21 protein-coding genes and 1 tRNA gene are annotated in these 22,842 nt (G+C 66.3%); all 22 read left to right on the plus strand.

Annotated elements, in window-relative coordinates:
• The first annotated feature begins 196 nt into the window (after nucleotides 1-196).
• The 22 genes from LFT49_RS06590 to LFT49_RS06695 all read left to right on the plus strand — a co-directional run bounded on the left by LFT49_RS06590 (nucleotide 197) and on the right by LFT49_RS06695 (nucleotide 22,666).
• Complete coding sequence (locus LFT49_RS06590; RefSeq protein ID WP_237430110.1) at nucleotides 197-1,330, plus strand: mannose-1-phosphate guanylyltransferase; 1,134 nt, start codon at nucleotides 197-199, stop codon at nucleotides 1,328-1,330.
• A gap of 100 nt (nucleotides 1,331-1,430) precedes the next feature.
• On the plus strand, nucleotides 1,431-2,648 hold the full coding sequence (locus LFT49_RS06595) for an amidohydrolase (RefSeq protein ID WP_236821592.1): 1,218 nt from the start codon (nucleotides 1,431-1,433) through the stop codon (nucleotides 2,646-2,648).
• A gap of 132 nt (nucleotides 2,649-2,780) precedes the next feature.
• Complete coding sequence (locus LFT49_RS06600; protein ID WP_236821593.1) at nucleotides 2,781-3,215, plus strand: MarR family winged helix-turn-helix transcriptional regulator; 435 nt, start codon at nucleotides 2,781-2,783, stop codon at nucleotides 3,213-3,215.
• 44 nt (nucleotides 3,216-3,259) lie between these two features.
• Nucleotides 3,260-3,691: an organic hydroperoxide resistance protein gene (locus tag LFT49_RS06605; protein WP_142130706.1), complete on the plus strand. Its 432-nt coding sequence runs from the start codon at nucleotides 3,260-3,262 to the stop codon at nucleotides 3,689-3,691.
• Entirely contained in the window at nucleotides 3,688-4,704 is a 1,017-nt protein-coding gene (locus tag LFT49_RS06610; RefSeq protein WP_237430111.1) for an NADP-dependent oxidoreductase, read from the plus strand. Before LFT49_RS06605 ends, LFT49_RS06610 begins: the two co-directional genes overlap by 4 nt.
• A 257-nt stretch (nucleotides 4,705-4,961) precedes the next feature.
• Complete coding sequence (locus LFT49_RS06615) at nucleotides 4,962-6,071, plus strand: BMP family lipoprotein (protein ID WP_442863728.1); 1,110 nt, start codon at nucleotides 4,962-4,964, stop codon at nucleotides 6,069-6,071.
• A gap of 180 nt (nucleotides 6,072-6,251) precedes the next feature.
• Entirely contained in the window at nucleotides 6,252-7,835 is a 1,584-nt protein-coding gene (locus LFT49_RS06620) for an ABC transporter ATP-binding protein (RefSeq protein WP_237430112.1), read from the plus strand.
• Nucleotides 7,828-9,225, plus strand: a complete 1,398-nt coding sequence (locus LFT49_RS06625; protein ID WP_237430113.1) for an ABC transporter permease — start codon at nucleotides 7,828-7,830, stop codon at nucleotides 9,223-9,225. The genes LFT49_RS06620 and LFT49_RS06625 overlap by 8 nt, the downstream gene beginning before the upstream one ends.
• Nucleotides 9,222-10,547 carry an ABC transporter permease gene (locus LFT49_RS06630; protein ID WP_237430114.1) on the plus strand — a complete coding sequence of 442 codons (1,326 nt, stop codon included), beginning with the start codon at nucleotides 9,222-9,224 and terminating at the stop codon, nucleotides 10,545-10,547. Before LFT49_RS06625 ends, LFT49_RS06630 begins: the two co-directional genes overlap by 4 nt.
• A 5-nt stretch (nucleotides 10,548-10,552) precedes the next feature.
• Nucleotides 10,553-10,975, plus strand: a complete 423-nt coding sequence (locus LFT49_RS06635; protein ID WP_373462167.1) for a cytidine deaminase — start codon at nucleotides 10,553-10,555, stop codon at nucleotides 10,973-10,975.
• Nucleotides 10,972-12,303: a thymidine phosphorylase gene (locus LFT49_RS06640; RefSeq protein ID WP_237430115.1), complete on the plus strand. Its 1,332-nt coding sequence runs from the start codon at nucleotides 10,972-10,974 to the stop codon at nucleotides 12,301-12,303. The genes LFT49_RS06635 and LFT49_RS06640 overlap by 4 nt, the downstream gene beginning before the upstream one ends.
• Before the next feature lie 6 nt (nucleotides 12,304-12,309).
• On the plus strand, nucleotides 12,310-12,939 hold the full coding sequence (locus tag LFT49_RS06645; RefSeq protein WP_236801541.1) for a DedA family protein: 630 nt from the start codon (nucleotides 12,310-12,312) through the stop codon (nucleotides 12,937-12,939).
• A gap of 134 nt (nucleotides 12,940-13,073) precedes the next feature.
• Nucleotides 13,074-13,799: a DedA family protein gene (locus LFT49_RS06650; RefSeq protein ID WP_236821601.1), complete on the plus strand. Its 726-nt coding sequence runs from the start codon at nucleotides 13,074-13,076 to the stop codon at nucleotides 13,797-13,799.
• 77 nt (nucleotides 13,800-13,876) lie between these two features.
• Nucleotides 13,877-15,013, plus strand: coding sequence for an adenosine deaminase (locus LFT49_RS06655; RefSeq protein ID WP_236801543.1), 1,137 nt, complete (start codon nucleotides 13,877-13,879; stop codon nucleotides 15,011-15,013).
• A 58-nt stretch (nucleotides 15,014-15,071) separates the two neighbouring features.
• Nucleotides 15,072-15,680, plus strand: coding sequence for a MazG nucleotide pyrophosphohydrolase domain-containing protein (locus LFT49_RS06660; RefSeq protein WP_236821997.1), 609 nt, complete (start codon nucleotides 15,072-15,074; stop codon nucleotides 15,678-15,680).
• Between the two features lie 118 nt (nucleotides 15,681-15,798).
• A complete protein-coding gene (eno, locus tag LFT49_RS06665) occupies nucleotides 15,799-17,079 on the plus strand; it encodes a phosphopyruvate hydratase (RefSeq protein WP_236801544.1) in 1,281 nt (426 codons plus the stop codon).
• Nucleotides 17,080-17,232: 153 nt separating this feature from the next.
• Nucleotides 17,233-17,919, plus strand: a complete 687-nt coding sequence (locus tag LFT49_RS06670; RefSeq protein ID WP_236821602.1) for an FtsB family cell division protein — start codon at nucleotides 17,233-17,235, stop codon at nucleotides 17,917-17,919.
• A 28-nt stretch (nucleotides 17,920-17,947) separates the two neighbouring features.
• On the plus strand, nucleotides 17,948-18,619 hold the full coding sequence (locus LFT49_RS06675) for a DUF501 domain-containing protein (RefSeq protein WP_236821603.1): 672 nt from the start codon (nucleotides 17,948-17,950) through the stop codon (nucleotides 18,617-18,619).
• Nucleotides 18,616-19,563 carry a Ppx/GppA phosphatase family protein gene (locus LFT49_RS06680; protein WP_236801550.1) on the plus strand — a complete coding sequence of 316 codons (948 nt, stop codon included), beginning with the start codon at nucleotides 18,616-18,618 and terminating at the stop codon, nucleotides 19,561-19,563. The genes LFT49_RS06675 and LFT49_RS06680 overlap by 4 nt, the downstream gene beginning before the upstream one ends.
• Nucleotides 19,564-19,567: 4 nt before the next feature.
• The gene (locus LFT49_RS06685) at nucleotides 19,568-20,977 is read left to right on the plus strand and encodes a S8 family serine peptidase (RefSeq protein WP_236821604.1); all 1,410 of its coding nucleotides are present in this window, start codon (nucleotides 19,568-19,570) and stop codon (nucleotides 20,975-20,977) included.
• 35 nt (nucleotides 20,978-21,012) lie between these two features.
• Nucleotides 21,013-22,479 carry an NAD(P)/FAD-dependent oxidoreductase gene (locus LFT49_RS06690; protein ID WP_236821605.1) on the plus strand — a complete coding sequence of 489 codons (1,467 nt, stop codon included), beginning with the start codon at nucleotides 21,013-21,015 and terminating at the stop codon, nucleotides 22,477-22,479.
• A 113-nt stretch (nucleotides 22,480-22,592) separates the two neighbouring features.
• Nucleotides 22,593-22,666: transfer RNA gene (locus LFT49_RS06695), tRNA-Leu, on the plus strand.
• The last annotated feature ends 176 nt before the right edge of the window (nucleotides 22,667-22,842 follow it).

The following is a 22,842-nucleotide window of genomic DNA, read 5'->3' on the forward strand; positions in this document are numbered from 1 at the left end:
CTAGGCTCCGCTAACAGCTTATTCAATTTAGGCGTTTATTGGTGCCCAGTGCTGGTGCGGATTTTCGGGCGAAATGAGACTAACGCCACATGCTTGCGGGCTTTTTGGGAAGTGGTTGGCGGGGGAGTGCGGCAAAATGCGGGACCATTGCGTTGCCGCAGGAGCCGTCTGCGGCCCTTCGGCTAAAGTAGCCGTGATGAGTACAGACAAAGTGACAAGCCCGGTTTCACCCCTTGACCGCTTCATTGCGGTGATTCCGGCAGGCGGAGTGGGGACCCGCCTCTGGCCACTGTCACGAGCAGCAGCTCCCAAGTTCCTTCACGATCTCACCGGATCGGGCAGCACCTTGCTGCGCGCCACCTATGACCGGCTGCAGCCACTGGCAGGCAACCGGATGCTGGTGGTCACTGGCAAGGCCCACCGTGAAGCCGTGTGCCGGCAGCTCCCGGAAGTCAACGACGGCGACCTCGTCCTTGAGTCGGAGCCCAAGGACTCGGGTGCGGCCATCGGCCTCGCGGCGGCAATCCTGCATGAACGCGATCCCGACACCATCATGGGTTCCTTCGCCGCCGACCAGGTGATCAGCCCGGACCACCTGTTCCAGCAGGCCGTCCGCGAGGCAATCCACACGGCCGCCGCGGGCAAGATCGTGACCATCGGCATCAAGCCCACCCACCCGTCCACCGGCTTCGGCTACATCCGTTCCGGCAAGGCGCTGAACATCGAAGGCGCTCCCAGCGCCCATGACGTGGTGGAGTTCGTCGAGAAGCCGGACGAAATGGTGGCCCAGCAGTACGTGGACAGCGGTGACTACGTATGGAACGCCGGAATGTTCGTGGCGCCCGTGTCCCTGATGCTCAAGCACCTCGAGGCCAACCAGCCGGAGCTGTTCCAGGGCCTGCAGGAAATCGCCCGGGCGTGGGACACCCCGCAGCGCGACGAGGTCACCGCGCGCGTCTGGCCAACCCTGCCGAAAATCGCCATTGACTACGCAGTGGCCGAGCCCGCCGCCGAAGCCGGGGACGTCGCCGTCGTGCCTGGTACCTTCCGCTGGGACGACGTTGGCGACTTCGCCTCCGTGGGCCGGCTTAACAGTGCCAAGGAAGTGGACGACGTCACCGTCCTGGGCGAAGGTGCCCGCGTGTTCACCGAGAACTCAAGCGGCGTCGTGGTCACCGACACCAAGCGCGTCATCGCCCTGATCGGGATCCAGGACGTCGTCGTCGTCGATACCCCCGACGCCCTGCTGGTGACCACCATGGCCAACTCGCAGCGCGTAAAAGCAGCCGTGGATGCCCTCAAGGCAAGCGGGGACACGGACGTTCTCTGACCTGGGAACCTGCCGGCACCTCTGGGTGCCGGCAGGTTCCGGATGTAATGCGGCGTCAGTGAATGGGTGCTTAAGCCTCTACCGTCGCTAGAGTGAAGCAGTGCGCAATTACACGACTGAAGCCGAGCCCACCGCCCTGGTGGCTCCGTGGCTCGAACCGCTCCTGCCGGAACTGATCGAATTCCGCCGGGACCTCCATGCGCACCCGGAACTGTCCTTCAAGGAGTTCCGTACCACCGACAAGCTTGCCGAGCGGCTCGAAGCCGCCGGGCTGAGCCCTCGCCGCCTTGAAGGCACCGGACTGACGGTGGACGTGGGCGAAGGCCCCATCGCCACCGCCCTGCGCGGCGATATCGATGCCCTGCCCATCATCGAGGAAACGGGCCTGCCGTTCGCGTCGAAGAACCACGGCGTCACCCACGCCTGCGGCCACGACGTCCACACCACCACCATGCTGGGCATAGCCCTGGTCCTGAACCGGATGCACCAGGAAACACCCCTCGGCGCCACCGTCCGGATCATCTTCCAGCCCGCGGAAGAGACCATGCCCGGCGGCGCGCACTCCTGCATTGAGCAGGGCGTCCTGGAAGGCGTGCCCCGGATTCTGGCGCTGCACTGCGACCCCCGGATCGAAGTGGGCAAGGTGGGAACCCGGATCGGTGCCATCACGTCTGCCTCCGACACGATCCGTATTGAACTTTCCGGACGCGGGGGCCACACGTCGCGCCCCCACCTCACCGAGGACCTGGTGTTCGCACTGGCCCAGATCGCGGTCAATGTCCCGGCCGTGCTGTCCCGCCGCGTGGACGTGCGCAGCGGCGTGTCCGTGGTGTGGGGGCAGATCACCGCGGGCTCGGCGCCGAACGCCATCCCGGGTGCGGGCTACATGGCCGGCACCATGCGCTGCCTGGACCGGGAAGCCTGGCACGCCGCCGGCGAGCTCCTTGACGAGGTAGTCCACCAGGTGGCGGCACCCTACGGGGTGGACGTGCACCTGGAGCACACCAGGGGAGTGCCGCCGGTGGTGAACTCCGAACACGAGACGGCCTTGATCGAGGCCGCTGCCCGCGCCGAGATCGGCGAAAGCGCCGTGGTGCTCACCCCGCAGTCCATGGGCGGCGAGGACTTTGCCTGGTTCCTGGCCGAGCTTCCCGGGGCGATGATGCGCCTTGGCACCAAGACGCCCGGCGGCGAGGACTACGACCTGCACCGTGGCGACTACATCCTGGACGAACGTTCCCTGGGCCTGGGCATCCGGGTGCTGACCGCGGCGGCCCTGCGGACCATCCGGGACCTCGAGCAGCCCGCCATCCCCTAGCACCACCCGCCCTGCGCCGGCCTGCCACAAGAAGGTGCGGACCGCCGTCGGGAAAGCACGACGGCGGTCCACGCCCAGCCGCCCGCACCCGGGTAAGTTGTGCACAACTAAGTTGTGCGCTACCGTGGTGGTATGACCGAAGCGCCCCGCCTGGACCGGCAAGTATGTTTTGCGTTGTACTCAGCATCCCGGGCCGCCACCGCGGTCTACCGGCCGGTCCTCGACCAACTGGGACTTACCTACCCGCAGTACCTGGTGATGCTGGTGCTGTGGGAAAGCGAACCACGGGGCGTGAAGGAACTCGGCGGGGAACTCGGCCTGGACTCAGGCACGCTGTCCCCGCTGCTCAAGCGCCTGGAAGCGCTCGGGCTCGTGGAGCGCCGGCGGTCCGGCGAGGATGAGCGCCGCGTCGCCATCCACCTGACGCCCGCCGGGCGAAGCCTCAGCGGGCCGGCCAGCGCCATCCCGCAGCGGCTGGCCGACGCCGCAGGGCTGTCCCTGGACGAACTTGAACAACTGCGGGCCACCCTGGGCAAGCTCACGGCCGCGCTGCATCAGTCGCTCTGAGCGCTCAATCCTGCACCATCCCACCAACAGGACGGACATCTTTCGTGAAGACTCTCTACACCGCCGAGGCACTTGCCTCCGGCGAAGGGCGCGACGGCACCGCGCGCAGCAACGACGGCCGGTTGGCAGTGGACCTGGCCAGCCCCGTCGAACTGGGCGGCAACGGCCAGGGCACCAATCCCGAACAGCTCTTCGCCGCCGGATACGCCGCCTGCTTCCACTCAGCCCTGCGCCTGGTGGGCCGCAAGGCGGGTGCCGACCTGACGGACTCGGCAGTGGCAGCGAAGATCCACCTGGGACAACTGGACGGTGGAGCCGGCTTCGGGCTGGCCGCCGAACTGGAAATCGCCCTCCCCGCCCTCGACCTCGCCACCGCGGAGGACCTGGTGGCCAAGGCCCACCAGGTCTGCCCCTATTCGAACGCCACCCGCGGCAACATCAACGTCGACCTCAAGATCCTGGAGTACGCAGCATGAGCACAGCCCTGGCAACCACCACCCGTGAAATCCGGCTCGCCTCGCGCCCTGTCGGGCGTCCCACCGGCGACAATTTCGAACTGGCAGAGGCACCGCTGCCCGCACTTGAAGACGGCCAGGTCCTGGTACGCAACCTCTTCATGTCGGTAGACCCGTACATGCGCGGCCGGATGAACGACGTCAAGTCTTACTCCGCACCCTTCGCCGTCGGCAAGGCGCTCGACGGCGGCGCGGTGGGTGAGGTGGTCGCATCCCGTTCGTCGGCACACAAGGAGGGCGACGTCGTCGTCCATTCCCTGGGCTGGCGCGAGTACGCCGTGGTGGACGGCAGCGCTGCCACCCCGGCCCGCACCGACCTGGCACCTGCTTCCGCCTTTCTCGGCGCCCTGGGCATGACCGGGCTCACGGCCTACACCGGACTGTTGAAGGTTGCGGAGTTCAAGCCCGGGGACGTTGTCTTCGTCTCGGGGGCGGCCGGCGCGGTCGGCTCCCTGGTGGGCCAGATCGCCAAAGCCATGGGCGCCTCCCGGGTCATCGGCTCTGCCGGGTCCCCGGCCAAGGTGGCGCGCCTCCTCGAACTCGGCTTCGACGCCGCCTTCGATTACCACGACGGTCCTGTGCTGGAGCAGCTGGAGAAGGCTGCCGGCCCGGCCGGCATCGACGTCTACTTCGACAACGTGGGCGGCGAACACCTTGAGGCCGCCCTGGCGGTCCTCAACGTGGGCGGCCGGGTGGCCATGTGCGGCGCCATCGCACAGTACAACTCCACCGAGCCCACCCCGGCACCGCACAACCTGATGCAGGCAATCGGCAAGCAGCTCACCTTGCGCGGATTCCTGGTAGGCGGGCAGCGCCAGCACGCCGCCGAGTTCGCGGAGAAAATGGCCGGCTGGCTGGCCGACGGCACCGTGCGCTACGACGAGACGATCGTCGATGGCCTCGAGAACGCGCCGCAGGCCTTCATGGACCTCCTGGACGGCGCAAACACCGGAAAAATGCTCGTCCGGCTCTAGGCGCCACCGGGCTATCCATCAGCAGTAGGGGCACCGCATCCAGCGGTGCCCCTACTGCTTGGTAACAACTTGTAAACAATCCTCCGGATGGGCTCCCGGCATGCTATGGGGACGTGGCGCAGGCCACTAAAGTGGGTGCCATCAGTGCGCTCCGGCGCAGTGCTGCGTGCCTTCAGTGAAAACAGAATTTCAGCGCCGAAACGGACACTCATTGAACTACAGCCCGTAGCGCCACTCGCATCATCCCTGGAGGAAAATTGAACAAATCACTGCGTGCCGTCTTCAAGCGCGGTTCAATGGCAGGCGTGGCCACCCTTGGTGCGTCCGCGCTTGTGCTCACTGCCTGCGGTGCCGCCCCCGAAGCCGGAAGCACCCCGTCAGCAGGGGCCAGCGACTACGTCGGCTGCATCGTGTCGGACTCCGGCGGATTCGACGACCAGTCCTTCAACCAGTCCTCCTACGAGGGCCTGAAGAAAGCGGAGAAGGACCTCGGCATCAAGGTCAACCAGATCGAGTCCAAGACCAACAACGACTTCGAACCCAACCTGCGCGCCATGGTCACGGCCGGCTGCAACCTCACCATCACCGTGGGCTTCCTGCTCGGTGACGCCACCAAGGCCCAGGCAACCGCCAACCCGGACAAGCACTTCGCCATCATCGACTTCGGCTACGACCAGCCCATCAGCAACGTCAAGCCGATCATCTATGACACCGCACAGGCCGCATTCCTGGCCGGCTACCTGGCAGCAGGAACCACCAAGACCGGCACCGTGGCCACCTTCGGCGGAATCAAGATCCCCACCGTGACCATCTTCATGGACGGTTACGCCGACGGCGTGAAGTACTACAACCAGCAGAAGGGCAAGAACGTCAAGCTGCTCGGCTGGAACAAGGACGCCCAGGACGGCAGCTTCACCGGCGACTTCGAAAAGCAGGACGTCGGCAAGCAGCTGACCAAGAACTTCCTGGACCAGGGCGCGGACATCGTCATGCCCGTGGCGGGCCCGGTGGGCAAGGGCGCGGGCGCCGCGCTGAACGAGGCCAAGGCCGCCGGCAAGGACGTCAAGCTCATCTGGGTTGACTCCGACGGCTACCTCACCGCCCCGGACTACAAGGGCATCATGCTCTCCTCCGTCATGAAGCAGATGGGCGAGGCCGTGGAAACCGTGGTCACCGAGGACAAGGACGGCAGGTTCAACAACACCCCGTACGTCGGCACCCTTGCCAACGACGGCGTGCAGCTGGCACCCTTCCACGACCTCGATTCCCAGGTCCCCGCGGAACTGAAGTCCGACCTCGAGACGATCAAGAAGGACATCGTGGCCGGCAAGCTGAAGGTTCAGTCCGCAGCAAGCCCCAAGGCCTGATCCACCACAGGAAGCGCCGCCGCCGGCCCCTCACCCACTGGCCGGGCGGTGGCGCTTTTTGCTGGCCGAACGTTTACCCCGCACGGCCGGCTCCTCCCGGGACTGCAGCCACTAGGCTGGTGCTGCAGCCAGATATCCCGTCCGGTCTGATCACCGGACGCTTCGAGATTGGTCAGAGTTTTGAAACTTGAGCTTCGAGGGATCACTAAACGCTTTGGCGCGCTGCTGGCCAACGATCACATCGATGTGGTGGTTGAGCCGGGACAGATCCACTGCCTCCTCGGCGAAAACGGGGCCGGCAAGTCCACCCTGATGAACGTGCTTTACGGGCTGTACGAGCCCACCGAGGGCGACATCCTCATCGATGACAAGCCGGTTGCCTTCCGCGGCCCGGGCGATGCCATGGCGGCGGGAATCGGCATGGTGCACCAGCACTTCATGCTGGTGCCGGTGTTCACCGTGGCGGAAAACGTGGCGCTGGGCGCCGAGCCCACCAAGGCCGCCGGCTTCCTCAACCTGGACCAGACCAGGCAGCGCATCAGGGAAATCTCGGACCAGTACGGCTTTGACGTTGACCCGGACGCCCTGGTGGAGGACCTGCCGGTGGGCGTGCAGCAAAGGGTCGAAATCATCAAAGCCCTGGTCCGCAACGCCAAGGTCCTCATCCTCGACGAACCCACGGCCGTCCTGACGCCGCAGGAGACCGACGAACTCCTGGACATCATGCGCCAGCTCAAGTCGCGCGGCACTTCCATCGTGTTCATTTCGCACAAGCTGCGCGAGGTCAAGGAAGTTTCGGACACCATCACTGTTATCCGGCGCGGCAAGGTGGTGGGCACCGCCGATCCTGCCGCTTCCACCACCGAGCTTGCCTCGATGATGGTGGGCCGGGCGGTCAGCCTGAATTTGGACAAGGCCCCCGCCCAGCCCAAGGAAACCACGTTCGAAGTCACCGACCTCACCGTCGTCGCGCCCAACGGCCAGCACGTGGTGGACCACCTCAGCTTCCACATCAAGCGCGGGGAGATCCTGGCTATCGCCGGGGTGCAGGGCAACGGGCAGACCGAACTCACCGAAGCGATCCTGGGCCTGCAGGACCGGGTTATCGGCTCCATCGTCCTGGACGGCAAGGAACTGGTGGGCCGGTCCGTCAAGGAAGTCCTCGACGCGGGCGTCGGCTTTGTTCCGGAAGACCGCAAAGTGGACGGGCTGGTGGGCACCTTCTCCGTGGCCGAGAACCTGATCCTGGACCTTTATGACAAGCCGCCGTTCGCCAAGGGGATCAGCATGAGCCCGGCGAAGATCATGGAAAACGCCAAGGCACGCATCGGTGAATTCGATGTGCGGACGCCCTCGGCTGCAGCTGCCGCCGGAACACTTTCCGGCGGCAACCAGCAAAAGCTCGTGATGGCCCGCGAACTCTCCCGTCCCTTGCGCCTGTTCATCGCCTCCCAGCCCACCCGCGGCGTGGACGTGGGTTCCATCGAGTTCCTGCACCGGCGGATTGTGGCAGAGCGCGACCAGGGAACCCCGGTGATGATTATTTCCACCGAACTGGACGAAGTCATGGAGCTGGCCGACCGGATCGCAGTGCTCTACAAGGGCAGGCTGGTGGGCACCGTTCCGGGCGGGACCAGCCGGGACGTCCTGGGTCTCATGATGGCGGGCATACCGCCGGAAGAGCACGCACCGCAGCATGCACACACCCCGCAGGCCGGTACCCCGGCCCCCACCTCCAACGCCGAGGGAGCCGACCATGCCTGACCAGCCTTCCCCCAAACATGCAGCGGGCGAACAGCACGCCGCTGATCCACACAAAACGACCGCCCATGCGGGCGTGGACAGCCCGGCTGCCGAGGAAACCGCAGCGGTGGTAGCCGTCGACACTGCCGGCGGAGCCATGCAGCCTTCCGCGGTTCCGGCCACGGCCCAAGGCGGACAGTTGCCGGGTGGCCCCGATACCGTGCTGCGCCGGATCTTTACCGGGAGCGGCGTGGTCTCGGTCCTGGCGGTGCTGCTGGCGCTGATCATCGGCGGCCTGCTCATCGCAAGCACGGACAAGCAGGTGGCCGCCACCTCCAGCTACTTCTTTGCCAGGCCCACGGACATGCTGACGGCGGTATGGAATGCCGCCACCCGGTCCTACATCGCACTGTTCCAAGGATCGGTGTTCAACCCCCGGGGCAACGGCCTGGCCGCGCAGTTCGCCCCCTTCATGGAAACCCTCACCATCGCCACGCCGCTGATCACTGCCGGCCTCGGCGTGGCGCTGGCATTCCGGGCTGGCCTGTTCAACATCGGTGCGCAGGGCCAGATCATCGTGGCCGGCATCCTGGCGGCCTGGGTGGGCTTCGCACTGCACCTGCCGGTTGGCCTGCATCTGCTGCTGGTGCTCGTGGCCGGCATCGTCGGCGGTGCCCTCTGGGCCGGACTGGTGGGCCTGCTCAAGGCCCGGACCGGAGCCCATGAAGTCATCCTGACCATCATGTTCAACTACATTGCGCTCTACTTCCTGCGCTACCTGCTGAACACCCCGGCGTTCCAGCGTCCGGGGGAGTCCAACCCCATTTCACCCATCCTGGACCCCAGTGCTGTATACCCGCAGATCCTGGGCAGCCAGTACCGGCTGCACCTGGGCTTCCTCCTGGCGATCGCCGCCACCTTTGTGGTGTGGTGGCTCCTGAACCGGTCCACGGTGGGCTTCGAGTTCCGGGCCGTGGGCGCCAACCCCAAGGCTGCGCAGACCGCCGGCATCAACGTCTCCCGCTCCACCATCCTGGTCATGGCCATCGCAGGCGGCCTCGCCGGCATGTCCGGCGTGGCGCAGGTTGCCGGCACCGAAAAGGTGCTCACCGACGGCGTGGCCGCTACGTACGGGTTTGACGCCATCACGGTCGCCCTGCTGGGACGTTCGACGCCGTGGGGCACCTTCGCAGCCGGCCTGCTGTTCGGCGCTTTCCGCGCCGGAGCGGTCCAGATGCAGATCCAGACCGGCACCCCCATCGACATCGTCCTGGTGGTCCAGTCCCTGATTGTCCTTTTCATCGCCGCACCGCCGCTGGTCCGGGCCGTCTTCGGCCTGAACCCCAGGCGCAGGAAGCCCGCGCGCACAGCCAAGTCCGGGCAGGCAGCCACAACCGGAGGTGCCGCATGAGCACAACACTTTCATCGTCCAGGTCCGGCAACCCCCAGCCCGGCGGCTCCGAAACCGACACCCGCTCCGCGGCGCCTTCGGGCAAACCGGCCACCTGGAAAACCCCGGTCCTGCTCGCCGTGTTCGCGTTGATCTCCCTGGTGTTTTTCGGCCTCCTGGCCCCCCACCAGACGGCAAGCTTCGGCATCTCCACCGAGGGTGATTTCTTCCAGCTCCCGGTACTGGAAATCAACGCCTTTGCCGGCGGCATCACACTGTCGGTACTCCTTATTGCACTGGCCGGTTACGCCGTCTATTTGAAGACAAGGAACCAGGCGGTTCCCGGCTGGCTCCCCGTCACGTTCATCGTGGTCTTCGTGGCCGCGTTCCTTATCTGGGTAGTGGGCGGCGCCCGCACTCCCGCCATCTCATTGGCGGGTCTCATCGCCGGGTCGGTCACGCTTGCCGTCCCGCTCGTGTTCGGTTCACTTTCCGGTGTCCTGTGCGAGCGCGCTGGAGTGGTGAACATCGCCATCGAAGGGCAGCTCCTTGGCGGGGCCTTCACCGCGGCCATTGTTGCCAGCATGACCAGGAGCGCTTTGGTCGGGCTGCTGGCGGCCGCTATAGCGGGCGCGGTGGTGTCCATGGTCCTGGCCCTGTTCAGCATCAAGTACCTGGTTAACCAGATCATTGTCGGAGTCGTCCTGAATGTGCTGGTCTCCGGCGTGACCGGCTTCCTCTTCAGCACCGTGATGCAGGCCAACAAGGCCCAGTTCAACTCGCCGCCCGGCCTGGACGTCATCGACATCCCCGTGCTCTCCAGCATCCCGATCATCGGGCCCATCCTGTTCCGGCAGTCGCTGGTGGGATACCTCATGTACGTCGCTGTCGCGGTGGTCTGGGTGGGCCTGTTCAAGACCAGGTGGGGCCTGCGTGTCCGCGCAGTGGGTGAGCACCCCCAGGCGGCGGACACCTTGGGCATCAACGTCAACGCCACCCGGTTCTGGAACGTCACACTGGGCGGTGCTGTAGCCGGCATCGGCGGCTCGTTCTTCACCCTTGTTGCCATCGACAGCTTCACCAAGGAAATCTCCGGAGGCCGCGGATTCATTGCCCTGGCCGCCCTGATCTTCGGACGCTGGAACCCTGTGGGTGCCTTCTTCGCGGCACTCCTGTTCGGATTCGCCGATAACCTCCAGAGCATTGTCACCATCATCGGTACGCCCGTGCCCAGCCAGTTCATGGCCATGCTGCCCTACCTGGTAACCGTGCTCGCCGTCGCCGGCTTGGTGGGTCGTTCCAGGCCGCCCGCGGCCGACGGCATCCCCTACGTCAAGGGATGACCGCCATGGAAAATGCACAGTTGGACAACGCACAGGCCGTGGACTGGGCAGCCCTCGAAACCGCCGCCGTCGCAGCCATGAAGAACGCGTACGCCCCATACTCAAAGTTTCCCGTAGGCGCTGCGGCGCTCACCGGGGACGGCAGGATCGTCAGCGGCTGCAACGTGGAGAATGCCAGCTATGGGCTGACGCTTTGCGCCGAATGTGCCCTGGTGGGAAACCTGCAGATGACCGGTGGCGGGCTGCTGCGGGCGTTCTACTGTGTCGACGGGGCGGGAAACATCCTTATGCCCTGTGGCCGCTGCCGCCAGTTGCTGTACGAATTCCGTGCCCCGGACATGCAGCTCATGACTACCCAGGGCATCAAGACCATGGACCAGGTGCTGCCCGACGCCTTTGGTCCTGAACATCTGGAGGAGACCCGGTGACCGAGAACCAAACACCGAACAGTACCGCCGAAGCGTTCGACGCCGTCGACATCATCCGCACCAAGAGGGACAAAGGGACGCTGAGCCCCGAACAGATCGACTGGACCATCGACGCGTACACCCGCGGGGCCATCGCCGACGAGCAGATGGCGGCCCTGAACATGGCCATTCTGCTCAACGGCATGGACCGGACCGAAATTGCCCGCTGGACGGCGGCCATGATCGCCTCCGGTGAGCGAATGGATTTCTCCAGCCTCCGGCGTCCCGACGGCGGCTTGAAGTACACCACGGACAAGCATTCCACGGGCGGGGTGGGGGACAAGATCACCCTGCCGCTGGCCCCGCTGGTGGCGGTATTCGGCGTCGCCGTTCCCCAGCTGTCCGGCCGGGGCCTGGGGCACACCGGAGGCACCCTGGACAAGCTGGAGTCAATCCCCGGCTGGCGGGCCAACCTCAGCAACGACGAGATCCTGGCCCAACTCCAGGACGTTGGCGCAGTGATCTGCGCCGCCGGCGCCGGGCTTGCCCCCGCCGACAAGAAGCTGTACGCGCTCCGGGACGTCACCGGCACGGTGGAGGCCATCCCGCTGATCGCGTCATCGATCATGAGCAAGAAGATCGCAGAGGGCACCGGCTCGCTGGTCCTGGACGTCAAGGTGGGCAGCGGGGCGTTCATGAAAGACCAAGCGACAGCCCGCGAACTCGCCGAAACCATGGTGGCGCTGGGCAAGGACGCAGGAGTCAACACTGTTGCGCTGCTGACCAACATGGACACCCCGCTGGGCCTTACCGCCGGCAATGCCATCGAGGTCGAGGAATCGCTGGAGGTCCTGGCGGGCGGCGGTCCTGATGACGTGGTGGAGCTGACTGTGAGGCTCGCCGAAGAAATGCTCGCCTTGGCAGGAGTGCGCGACGCCGATCCCGCTGCCGCGCTGAAGGACGGCCGGGCCATGGACGTCTGGAACCGGATGATCTCCGCCCAGGGCGGCGACCCACAGGCAGCGCTGCCAAAGGCCAGGGAATCCGACGTCGTATACGCCCCCGCCGACGGGGTGCTGGTTGAACTGGACGCGCTCGCCGTTGGCGTGGCGGCGTGGCGCCTGGGTGCCGGCCGTGCACGGAAGGAGGACCCCGTCCAGGCCGGGGCGGGGGTGCGCATGCACGCCAAGCCCGGTGCCACAGTCCGGGCCGGGGAACCGCTGATGACACTGCTCACCGATACCCCGGAGCGGTTCGCCCGTGCCCGCGAAGCGCTGGAGCACGCCGTGGTTATTGCTCCGGAAGGTTCACGGCCTGCCCAGCAGCTCATCATCGACCGCATAGCATAGTGACCAATGCAGGCCATCAATGACTTCATCCTCGCCGCAGCCGGACAGCCGTGGGTGCTGGTCCTGGTGCTGGCCTGCTGCATCATCGACGGCTTCTTTCCGCCGGTCCCCAGCGAGTCAGTGGTGGTGGGCCTCGCGGCTGTGGCGGCCACCGCCGACGTTCCCAATCCGTTGCTCCTGGCCCTGGTGGCTGCAGCCGGGGCCTTCTCCGGCGACAATATCGCCTACCTCCTGGGCCGCCGCGTGGGTACCACGCGATGGGGGTGGATGCGCGGGCCGCGGATGCAAAGCGCGTTCCGCTGGGCAGGCCGTGAGCTGCGGAAGCGGCCGGCGTCACTGATCCTCGTGGCACGCTTTGTGCCGATCGGCAGGGTGGCCGTCAACCTGACCGCCGGGGTCACCCGATATCCCCACCTGCGGTTCGTGGGCCTGACCGTCCTGTCCGCCAGCCTGTGGGCCGGCTACTCGGTGGCGATCGGGCTTTTCTTTGGCCAGTGGTTTGAGGACAACCACCTCCTGGGTGCTGCAATCGCCATCGTCTGCGCCGTGGCGCTGGGCATCGTGGTGGACCTGGTGATCAACAAATTCCGGGGCAAGCCCAACGTGGTGGAACGGATCCGGGAACCCGGGGCCTGACCGGCGCGTTTAGTGGGTAATTCCGGGCATCAGGGCGTAGCGGAAACGCCCGGCGCGTGGGACACTTAGGAACGATTTCCGCATTTGGCTGCGGCACACTGGCCGTGTCATTTTTCATACAGGAGCAACACCGCGTGGAGTTTATTAATGAGGCCGTGCTCCATGCAGCGGGCCAGTGGTGGATCTACCCCGTCCTGCTGGTGTTCTTCTTTGTGGACGGGTTCGCCATGGTGGTCCCCAGCGAGACCCTCATTGTGGCGCTTGCCGCTTTCTCGCGGCACAGCGGCGAACCCAATCTCTGGATCCTCGGCGTCACGGCGCTGGTAGGCGCTATTGCCGGTGACAACATGGCCTACATGCTCGGCCGCAAGATCGGCCTGGAGCGGTGGGGATGGATGCGCCGGCCCAAGGTCCGGAAAGTCTTTGCCTGGGCACGCTATGAACTGGAGAAGCGCGGGGCCGTGCTGATCTTCACCGCCCGCTACATCCCCTGGGGCCGGGTGGCCGTCAACTACGTTGCCGGCAGCACGGGTTTCTCGCACCGCAGGTTCTTCGTATTCGACGCCTTCGCCTGCGTGACCTGGGTGGGTTACTCCCTTGGCATCGGCCTGCTGGCCAGCTCCTTCCCGTGGCTGCACCACAACCCGTTGCTCAGCGCGGGCATCGCGGTGGTGTTCGCCATCGTCCTGGGCGTTGTCATCGACCACCTGCTGCGCTGGTGGCACAAACGGCTGGGCCGCGATGATACGCCGGATCCGGACGGCTGGACCGAAGGATCCTCCGACTCCGGCCACGAGGGGCGCCCCGGCACCCAGGCCTTCGTGGTGCCGTCGGCAGAGGCCGGTCCCGTCGCGAAGTAGCAGGCGTCCCCGGCCGGCCTCGGACGGCTGGCTTTGACCCGCTGGCTTTGAACTCCGCCCCACCCTAAGGTGGGAACGTGACTGAGCCCATTGTTGACGCCGCCCCTGCCATCGATTTTGACCTGAAGAGCCTGCCCAAGGTCTCCCTTCACGACCACCTGGACGGAGGACTCCGTCCGGCCACCATCATCGAGCTGGCGGAGGCCGTTGGCCACACGCTCCCCTCAACGGATCCGGTGGCCCTGGGGCAGTGGTTCCGCGAATCAGCGGACTCCGGATCACTGGTCCGCTACCTGGAGACCTTTGACCACACGGTAGCCGTCATGCAGACCTACGACGGCCTGTTCCGCGTGGCCAAGGAGTTCGTCGAGGACCTCGCTGACGACGGCGTGGTGTACGGCGAAGTCCGGTGGGCGCCCGAGCAGCACCTCCAGAAGGGGCTCAGCCTGGATGAAGTGGTGGAAGCAGTGCAGGAAGGCCTTGAGGCCGGCGTCGAGGCTGTGTCCGAGACGGGGCGCGAGATCCAGGTGGGACAGCTGATCACTGCCATGCGCCACGCCGACCGCGGCCAGGAGATCGCCGAACTTGCCGTCCGCCACCGCAACAAGGGTGCCGTGGGCTTTGACATCGCCGGCGCCGAGGACGGGTTCCTGCCCAGCCGCTTCAAGGACGCCTTCACCTACCTTGCCCAGCACAATTTCCCCGCCACGGTGCACGCCGGTGAAGCAGCCGGGCTGGAAAGCATCCAGTCCGCGCTGGTGGACGGCCGCGCCCTGCGGCTGGGACACGGCGTCCGCATCGCCGAGGACATCATGGTGGAGTTCGACGACGACGAGGAAGCCGGCGACACCGTTGGCCTGGTCACCCTCGGCGACCTCTCCAGCTGGGTCCGCGACCGCGGCATCGCCCTCGAAATCTGCCCGTCCTCCAACCTCCAGACCGGCGCGATCGCCCAATTTGGTGAGGGGATCGAAAGCCACCCGCTGGACATGCTCTACCAGCTGGGCTTCAACGTCACCATCAACACGGACAACCGCCTGATGAGCGGCGTCACGCTCACGGACGAGTTCAACCTGCTGGTGGAAACCTTCGACTACGACCTCGACGACCTGCTGGAACTGACCCTGAACGCCGCCGAGGCGTCCTTCCTGCCCCTGGAGGAAAAGGAAGCGCTGGTGGAGTACATCAACGACGCCTACGCCAACCTTGGCTGAAACACCCGTTGAACGCCTCGTCCAGGTGATCGGGCAGCTGCGGGAGCACTGCCCGTGGATGGGCGCCCTGACCCACGCATCGCTGGTGGAGTACCTCCTCGAGGAGGCCTACGAGGTGGCCGAAACCATCGAGGAGGGCCACCCGGACGCCGAACTCCAGGGCGAGCTTGGCGACGTCCTGCTCCAGGTGGTGCTCCATGCCCGCCTGGCAGAGGAGCGGGGTGCGTTCACGTTCGACGACGTGGCGCGCGGTTTGGCTGCCAAGATGGTCCGGCGCAACCCCCATGTCTTCAGGCCGGACGGTTCCCTGCAGGACAGCTTCCCCGCCACAGTGGCGGAGATCGAGCAGAAGTGGGATGCGGTCAAGCGGGCCGAACGCCCGGAGCGGCGTGGCGCCTTCGAAGGAATCCCGGAGGCCCTCCCTGCACTGGCCAAGGCGCAAAAGTCGCTGGACCGCGCTGCCCGTGCCGGCCTGGAGCTCCCCGCAGGAGTGCCCGTCCCCGAAAGCGAGGACGGGCTCGGAACCCTGCTGCTCGCCGTCGTCCGTTCCGCGCGGGAGAACGGCATGGACGCCGAGCGCGCGCTGCGTGGCGCCCTCCGCCGCTACCAGGACGGCCAGGGTGATGAGGGCGGGCACGGCGACCGGAGCGACCCGGCGCCATCATGACGTCCGGCCCTTGACCGGTTTGAGTAACCCGGAGCACTCTCGACTACGCTAGTCGGTGACGAGTACGTCGAGTTTTCTGCCTGATTCCCCCCGTTAATCGCCCATAAGGAGCAAATTCATGGCGCTTATCGATGCCATCCACGCCCGCGAGATCCTCGATTCCCGCGGCAACCCCACCGTAGAAGTTGAAGTCCTGCTGTCCGACGGCCAGATCGGCCGCGCGGCGGTGCCCTCCGGCGCCTCCACCGGTGAGCACGAGGCCGTCGAACTGCGCGACGGCGACAAGGGCCGCTACCTGGGCAAAGGCGTGCAGAAGGCCGTCGACGCCGTCATCGACCAGATTGCCCCCGCCCTGACCGGCTTCGACGCCACGGACCAGCGCAGCATCGACCAGGCCATGCTGGACCTGGACGGCACCCCCAACAAGGGCAAGCTGGGCGCCAACGCCATCCTGGGCGTCTCCCTGGCCGTCGCCAACGCAGCCGCAGCCTCCGCTGACCTGCCGCTCTACAAGTACCTGGGCGGTCCCAACGCGCACGTCCTGCCCGTGCCGCTCATGAACATCCTCAACGGTGGGTCGCACGCCGACTCCGACGTCGACATCCAGGAATTCATGATCGCCCCCATCGGTGCCGAGACCTTCTCCGAAGGCCTGCGCTGGGGCGTCGAGGTCTACCACAACCTCAAGTCCGTCCTGAAGGAAAAGGGCCTGTCCACCGGCCTCGGCGACGAAGGCGGCTTCGCCCCCAACCTGCCGTCCAACCGCGCGGCGCTGGACCTGATCCAGGAAGCCATCAAGAACGCCGGCTACACCCCGGGCAAGGACATTGCCCTGGCCCTGGACGTGGCCTCCTCCGAGTTCTACAAGGACGGTGCCTACCAGTTCGAAGGCAAGGCCCTGTCCGCCACCGAGATGAGCGCCTACTACGCCGAGCTCGTGGACGCGTACCCGCTGGTCTCCATCGAGGACCCGCTGGACGAGAACGACTGGGAAGGCTGGAAGACCCTCACCGACACCATCGGTGACAAGGTCCAGCTGGTTGGTGACGACCTCTTCGTCACCAACCCGGCCATCCTGCAGCGCGGCATCGACACAAGGACCGCCAATTCCCTGCTGGTCAAGGTCAACCAGATCGGTTCCCTGACCGAGACCCTGGACGCCGTCAGCCTGGCCCAGCGCGCCGGCTACACCACCATCACCTCGCACCGCTCCGGCGAAACCGAGGACACCACCATCGCCGATATCGCGGTGGCCACCAATGCCGGCCAGATCAAGACCGGCGCACCTGCCCGCTCCGAGCGCGTGGCCAAGTACAACCAGCTGCTCCGCATTGAAGAGGAACTGGACGACGCCGCACGCTACGCCGGACGCAGCGCATTCCCGCGTTTCAAGGGCTAGTAACCGCCTAAACCCTTCCGCGGTGGCTATGGTTGAAAGACCATAGCCACCGCTGTTGTTGTTTCCAGCAGCATCTGTCCCAGCAGTGTTCGTTCTGCAGGACTGTCCAGCACAGATAGTGGCGGCCCCGGCAGGCTGCGTTTCAGGAGTGTCATGGCTACCCGCCGTCCCAAAGTTCCCAAGGTCGCCCCCAACCGTCCAGGCAAGGAAACGGCCGACGACGGTACCTCCAGCGGTGCCGAGGTCATCCGGGCGGATTTCCGCCCGGCCAAGGGAACGGCCCAGGCGGAAAGTGCGGCTTCGAAGGGCAACAGCGGGCGCGGCGCTGCAGGAAAGCCGGCCGCAGGAAAGATGGGGGAGACCGCGAAGCCCAAGCTGTCCGCCGGCCGCAAAGGCAGCAGCTCGATTGACGGCAAGGATGTGCGGGGCGAGGAAGATGACCAGCACCCCGTGCCCGCGAAGGCCTTCTCCGGACGGATGCTCGCGCTGGCGGTGGTGATGATTGCCATCACCATCATGCTGGCGCCCACAGTGAAGATCTTCTTCGACAAGAAGGCCGAAATCGACGCGTTGCACGCCGACATTGCGGCACGCCAGGCCGAAGGCGATGCCCTCCGCCAGCAGGTTTCGCGCTGGCAGGACCCCAACTACGTCAAACAGCAGGCCCGCGACCGCATTAACATGGTTATGCCGGGCGAAACCGGCTACTGGGTTTTTGGCAGCGATGAGCCGGCCGGAGAAAGCAGTAGCCCCGCCGGCGCAGCAGCAGCACAAGACCCCGCCGATCTGCCGTGGGTGGATTCCCTGTGGGAGTCCATCAGGCGCGCGGCCACAGACTGAACCCCACAAGGAAGGACGGCCCGCGACAGTGGAACACAACACGGCAGCCGCCCGGGACGAATCCCGCCAACCGACAGCACACGACCTTGAAGTACTGAGCAGGCAGCTGGGACGGCCCGTCCGCGACGTCGTGGAGATTCCCGCCCGCTGCATCTGCGGCAACCCACTGGTGGCGGCCACCGCACCGCGCCTCAGCAACGGCACTCCGTTCCCCACCACTTTCTACCTGACGCACCCGGTGATCACGTCCGCCGTTTCCAGGCTTGAGGCGGCAGGGGTCATGAACAGCATGAACGAGCAGCTGGCCTCAGACGAAGGACTCGCCGCTGCCTACCGGGCAGCCCACGAGGAGTACCTGGCGGCCCGCGAAGCCATTGGGGAACGTTCGGGCATCGGCCCGGTGCCCGAAATCGCCGGCGTCTCCGCCGGCGGGATGCCCACCCGCGTCAAGTGCCTGCATGTCCTGGTGGGCCACTCCCTGGCAGCGGGCAGCGGCGTCAACCCCCTCGGCGATCAGGCGATCGGAATGATCAGCGAGTGGTGGACGGCGGACAAGTGCTATTGCGACGGCGCCTGGGACACCACCGGCGAGGCACCATCCCGGGACCTCAGCCGCCACGGGCCCCAGGGCCTGCCCGATATCGTGGGGCGGCCAGCGCCCGTGCGGAAAGCCGCCGGCACTGCAGGAGCCGCCGAATGACGCGCGTGGCCGCCATCGACTGCGGCACCAACTCCATCCGGCTCCTGATCGCGGACATCCACCGCGCCAACGGCAGCACGGACCTGACCGACGTTGTCCGCGAGATGCGCGTGGTCCGGCTGGGCCAGGGCGTGGACGCCACTGGCGAACTGGCGCCCGAGGCACTTGAACGGACCTTCGCCGCAGCCGCTGACTATGCGCGGCTGATCAAGGAACACGGTGCTGAGCGGATCCGGTTCGTCGCCACTTCCGCCAGCCGCGATGCACGCAACCGGGACATCTTCGTGGACGGTATCCGGGAGCTCCTGGGCGTGGAGCCGGAAGTCATCTCCGGGGACGAGGAAGCGGCACTGTCCTTTGCCGGTGCCAGCAGCGTCCTGCCCATCCTGGACGGCCACCAGGTGCTGGTAGTGGACCTCGGCGGGGGAAGCACCGAGTTCGTCCTCGGCACCGCCGACGGCGTGACGGCAGCGAAGTCGGTGGACATTGGCTGCGTCCGCCTCACTGAACGGCACCTTCGGGACGACCCGCCCACCGCTGAAGAGATCGCGGCAGCGGAAGCCGACGTGGACGCCGCCATAGCCCGCGCCGGACGCGATGTACCGCTGGAACGCGCCACCGCCGTCGTCGGTGTTGCGGGGTCCGTCACCACCATCACCGCCCATGCCCTGCGCCTGCCGGAATACTCGCCTGACGCCATCCACGGCACGGAACTGCCGATTGCGGAGGTTCGCGCCGCCGCCACCGACCTGCTCACCATGACCCGGGACAAGCGCGCGGCCCTGCCGTACATGCACCCCGGACGCGTGGACGTCATCGGGGCCGGGGGACTGGTGTGGCGCCGGATCCTGGAACGGATGGGGGAGCTGACCGGCGGGAGGATTACCGCAGCCACGGCCAGCGAGCACGACATCCTCGACGGCATCGCCCTGAGCATCGGGTAGGCCCATGCATTCCACAACAGCTTCCACCCGCTTCTTGCCGCGGGCGGCGGCGGCCCTGATGGCCGTCCTCCTGGCTGCGTGCTGCTTCTGCGCGGGCCTCTTCACGGCACCCTCCGCACGGGCCGATGAGTGGCGCGACAAAGAATACTGGCTGGCAGATTCCGGCATCACCAAGGCCTGGGAAGTGTCAAAGGGCGCAGGCGTCAAAGTAGCCGTCATCGACAGCGGCATTGACGCGCAGCACCCGGACCTCAAAGGCGCCGTCGTCGGTGGGTACGACGCCTCCGGCTCCGGCCGGCCCGACGGCCAGAAGAGCGTGGGCTCGAAGCCCGAACACGGGACCCTGGTAGCCACGATGCTTGCCGGCCGCGGCCACCAGCCGGCAAGCCCAAGCCCAAGCCCCAGCCCGGGACCGGCGGGTACACCGCCCGACGGCATCATGGGAGTGGCGCCGGAAGCACAGCTCCTTTCGGTTTCCACCTGGCTTGGCTCACCCAACCCTTCGGGCAAGAGCGACCAGGACCAGATTCCCGAGGCAGTCCGCTGGGCCGTGGACAACGGCGCCAAGGTGATCAATATTTCGTTGGGCAGCACAAGCCCGCAGTGGCCGCAAAGCTGGGACGCGGCCTTCCTTTACGCGGAACAGAAGGACGTGGTCATTGTTGCTGCGGCGGGCAACCGGGTGGGCGGCAACACCCAGGTTGGCGCCCCTGCCACCATCCCCGGCGTCCTCACCGTCGCCGGCCTGGACCGCAAGAACCAAGCCAGCGTGGACGCCTCCTCACAAGGGATCAGCATCGGCGTGGCGGCACCTGCCGAGAACCTCCTTGGCGGCCTCCCCGGTGGAGGCTACGCGGAGTGGGCTGGAACCTCGGGCTCTACCCCCATCGTTGCCGGCGTGGCAGCACTGATCCGCTCCAAGTGGCCGGACATGACCGCTGAACAGGTCATCAACCGGATCATCACCACGGCCAAGGACGCGGGAGCCCCGGGCAAGGACCCGCTGTACGGCTACGGTATCCTCAACGCCGAGGCTGCCCTCAAGGCCGATGTCCCGCAGGTGTCGGTCAACCCGCTGGGCACCATCGCCGAATGGATCCGCGTCCACAGGCGGGGAAACGCTGCTCCCGCAACCCCGGCGCCAACCGCCGCACCGGTGCCCAGTGCCGAACCCACCCTGCCCGAAGCAACCGTTCCCGCTGCCAAGGCTCCGTCCCAGCGGGACAGTGCCATCGGCGCCGCCGTCGTGATCGGGTTTGGTGTCCTCTTCATCGCGATCATCGCGGCAGCCGGCATCCAGCTTCGCAGGGCCGCCCGCAACCCTGCGCTTGCCACCGAAGAATCCGACACAGGGGTGCTGGAAAAGGTGCATACGCCCCGGAATTCCCACGTTACGGACCGTCGTCCAAGTTAGTGAAGATTTTCACAAACTGCGCTATCCTTTAAAGTATGGCAACCACCCCACAGCTCCAGGACCGTCCCAGGGTACTCGTCGTCGGCGGCGGGTACGTCGGCCTGTACGTAGCACTGAAACTGCAGAAGAAGATCGCGAATGCCGGTGGCATCGTCACCGTCGTTGATCCCCTGCCCTACATGACCTACCAGCCCTTCCTTCCCGAGGTGGCCGGCGGCAACATCGAAGCCCGCCACGCGGTGGTTTCCCACCGCCAGCACCTCAAGCAGACGGAACTGATCCAGGGCCGCGTCACCTCGATCGACCACGTCAACCGCAAGGCTGTGGTGGCTCCCGCCGACGGCGGCGAAAACTTTGAGGTTCCCTACTTCGACGTCGTGCTCGCAGCCGGCGCCATCACCCGCACGTTCCCCATCAAGGGCCTGGCGGACAAGGGCATTGGCCTGAAGACCATCGAGGAAGCCGTTGCGCTGCGCAACAAGCTGCTCGAGCGCATCGAGGTTGCCTCCACCATGACAGACCCCGCCGCACGCGCCCGGGCCCTGACTTTCGTGGTGGTCGGCGGCGGCTTCGCCGGCATCGAATGCATCACCGAGATGGAAGACCTCGCCCGCGCCGCGGTGCGCAACAACCCCCGCGTCAAGCAGGAGGAAGTGCGCTTCGTCCTGGTCGAGGCCATGGGCCGCATCATGCCCGAGGTCACCGCGCAGCAGGCTGACTGGGTGGTGGAGCACCTGCGCAGCCGCGGCATCGAGGTTCTCCTGAACACCTCGCTGGACAGCGCCGAAGGCACCCTCAAGCTCATCAACCTTCCGGACAAGACCCCCGCCCAGGAATTCGAGGCAGACACCCTGGTGTGGACCGCCGGCGTGCAGGCCAACCCCATGGTCCGCTCCACGGACTTCCCGCTGGAGCCCCGCGGCCGCGTCCGCGTCCTGCCGGACCTGCGCATCTCCGGCGACGAAGGCATCGTGGAGAACGCCTGGGCAGCCGGCGATATCGCCGCTGTACCGGACCTCACCGGCAAGGGCCTGCCGGACGGCACCTGCGTGCCCAACGCCCAGCACGCCCTGCGCCAGGCCAAGCGCCTCGCCAGGAACCTTTGGGCCTCCCGCTGGGACAAGCCGCTGACTGACTACAAGCACAAGAACCTTGGTGCCGTGGCCGGCTTCGGCGAGTGGAAGGGCGTTGCCAACATCAACCTCCTGGGCCGCATCGGCCTCAAGGGAGCACCGGCCTGGCTGGCCCACCGCGGCTACCATGGCATGGCCATGCCCACGTTTGAGCGCAAGTTCCGCGTCATCCTGAACTGGATCATCGGCTTCTTCGCCGGCCGCGACACCACCCAGCTGCTGGACCTGGACAACCCCCGGGGCGCCTTTGTCTCGGCAGCAACCCCGGCCCCGAAGCCTGCAGCTGCTCCCGCAGCCGTGCCGGCCGGCGGCTCCGGTTCCACCGCTGCCGCAGCTCCCAAGGAGACCGTGGCGGCCAACGCCAAGTAGAGCGTCTGTTCCACCACGCTCCACAGCGTACGACGGCGGCCGTCCCCTTCGCGGGGCCGGCCGCCGTCGGCGTTTCCAGCCAGGGCCGCCTTGGCAGGTACCATTGACCCGGCGCCCCAGTAGCCCAATTGGCAGAGGCAGCGGACTTAAAATCCGCGTGTTGTGGGTTCGAGTCCCACCTGGGGTACAACTGTCCATGCCGCCACGACCAGTGCCGGCCATCAGGAAGCCGCCTGCGATTGCAGGCGGCTTCCTGCGTTTAATTCCGCATAGGCAACGACTGTTATAAGGCTGTGACCTCAGTCACTTAGTTTCGCTGCTGTCTATGCATTAGCTTGAACCTAAATCAGGAATACCTGGTCC

The organism is Arthrobacter sp. FW306-06-A (assembly GCF_021870055.1).
Taxonomy (GTDB): Bacteria; Actinomycetota; Actinomycetes; order Actinomycetales; family Micrococcaceae; genus Arthrobacter.